Genomic DNA, 2,266 nt, shown 5'->3' with positions numbered 1-2,266 from the left:
GCAGCCGGCATCCGAGGCAGGCTCCGCGCTGCCTCCCTCGCCCGATACCCCGTTGGGCGCCGACCGCCCGCCGCGGCCCGCGCCGGCCTTCCTGCGCCTGTGGCCGGTGCGGCTGCTGGGCTGGCTGATCCTGCTCACGACGGCACCGGCGCTGATCATCGCGCCCATGACCTTCGAGCAGCAGCTGGTGCTGTCGATCGGCATCTTCCTCGCGGCCCTGTTCGTGAACCGCTTCCGCGGCCACTTCGCGGGCCTGGTGCTGATGCTGCTGTCGGTGATCGTCTCCTCGCGCTACACCTACTGGCGTATCACCGAGACGATGTACATGGACAACATCGTCGACCTGGTGCTCGGCGTGGGCCTGCTCATGGCCGAGCTCTACGCCTTCGTCGTGCTGCTGCTGGGCTACATCCAGACCGCCTGGCCGCTGGGCCGCAAGCCCTCGCCGCTGCCCGCCGACCCGGCCGAGTGGCCGAGCATCGACCTGTTCATCCCGACCTACAACGAGCCGATGTCGGTGGTGCGCCCGACGGTGCTGGCCGCGCAGGCCATCGACTGGCCGCGCGACAAGATCAAGATCTACGTGCTCGACGACGGCCGGCGCCCCGAGTTCCGCGAGTTCTGCGATGCCGTGGGCGTGACCCACGTCACGCGCGACAACAACCGCCACGCCAAGGCCGGCAACATCAATGCCGCGCTCAAGAACACCAGCGCCGAGTTCGTCGCGATCTTCGACTGCGACCACATCCCCACGCGCTCGTTCATGCAGATCGCGATGGGCTGGTTCAACCGCGACGCGAAGCTGGCCATGGTCCAGCTGCCCCACTATTTCTTCTCGGCCGATCCCTTCGAGCGCAACCTCGACACCTTCGGCACGGTGCCCAACGAGGGCGAGCTGTTCTACGGCCTGATCCAGGACGGCAACGACCTGTGGAACGCGAGCTTCTTCTGCGGCTCGTGCGCGGTGCTGCGCCGCACGGCGGTCGAGGAAGTCGGCGGCATCGCGGTCGAGACCGTGACCGAGGACGCCCACACCGCGCTGAAGATGCACCGCCGCGGCTGGAACACCGCCTACCTCGCGCTGCCGCAGGCCGCGGGCCTGGCGACCGAAAGCCTCTCGGGCCACGTGGGCCAGCGCATCCGCTGGGCGCGCGGCATGGCGCAGATCTTCCGCGTCGACAACCCGCTGTTCGGCCGCGGGCTGCACTGGGCGCAGCGGCTGTGCTACCTCAACGCGATGCTGCACTTTCTGTACGGGCTGCCGCGGCTCATCTACCTGACGGCGCCGCTGGCCTACCTGTACTTCGGCGCGAGCGTGATCCATGCCTCGGCCTCGATGATCTTCGCCTTCGCGCTGCCGCACATCCTGCACGCCAACCTGACCAACAGCCGGATCCAGGGGCGCTTCCGCTACCTGCTGTGGAACGAGGTCTATGAGGCGGTGCTGGCCTGGTACATCTTCCGGCCCACGCTGGTGGCGCTGATCAATCCCAAGCTCGGCAGCTTCAACGTGACGGCCAAGGGCGGCCTGATCCAGGAGCAGTACTTCGACACCTCGATCGCCAAGGCCAGCCTGGTGCTGCTGGCGCTGAACTTCATCGGTGTGGCGCTGGGCATCTGGCGCCTGACCTGGGTCGATCCGCAGAACATCGCCACCGTGTGGCTGAACCTGGCCTGGACCATCTACAACCTCATGATCCTCGGCGCCTGCGTGGCGGCGGCCAACGAGTCGCGCCAGGTGCGCGCCGCGCACCGCGTGACGCTCGACGTGCCGGCGGCGCTGTACTTCGCCAACGGCCACTCGATGCGCTGCAACACCTTCGACTTCTCGACCGGCGGCCTGGGCCTGGAGCTGCCGACCGAGGTCAAGCTGGCGCCCGACGAACCGATCGAGGTGGCTCTGTTCCGCGGCGACGCGGAATCGCGCTTCCCCGCCACCGTGCGCTTCAGCAACGGCAAGCGCCTGGGCATCCGCTTCGCGCCGATGAGCTTCGCGCAGGAGCGTGCGCTGGTGCAGTGCACGACCGCGCGCGCCGACATCTGGGCCGCGCGCTGGGGCAACCATCCGCGCGTGGGCGTGCACCGCGTGCTGGCCCACCTGACGAGCATCAGCCTGGTCGGCTTCAAGGACATGTTCTCCCATTACTACCGGGCCGGCCTCTCGCGGCTGCGGCTGCCCAAGCGCTCCGTCGGAACGAAGAAGGAAACCGCGTGACGATCACTCCGAAAGCGCCGCGCCGCGGCGCCGCCCCCTCCTTCCGTCCGG

General features: G+C 68.5%; 1 protein-coding gene. It reads left to right on the top strand.

Annotation, left to right across the window (positions count from 1 at the left end; all coding sequences use genetic code 11):
• A partial coding sequence (gene bcsA, locus AC27VN_RS39310) for a UDP-forming cellulose synthase catalytic subunit (RefSeq protein WP_490880190.1) occupies nucleotides 1–2,215 on the top strand: 2,215 nt, incomplete at its 5' end.
• Nucleotides 2,216–2,266: the final 51 nt, after the last annotated feature.

This window comes from Variovorax sp. 20P10.2.4 (genome assembly GCF_058244205.1).
This window is presented reverse-complemented; position numbering and strand designations above follow the sequence as displayed.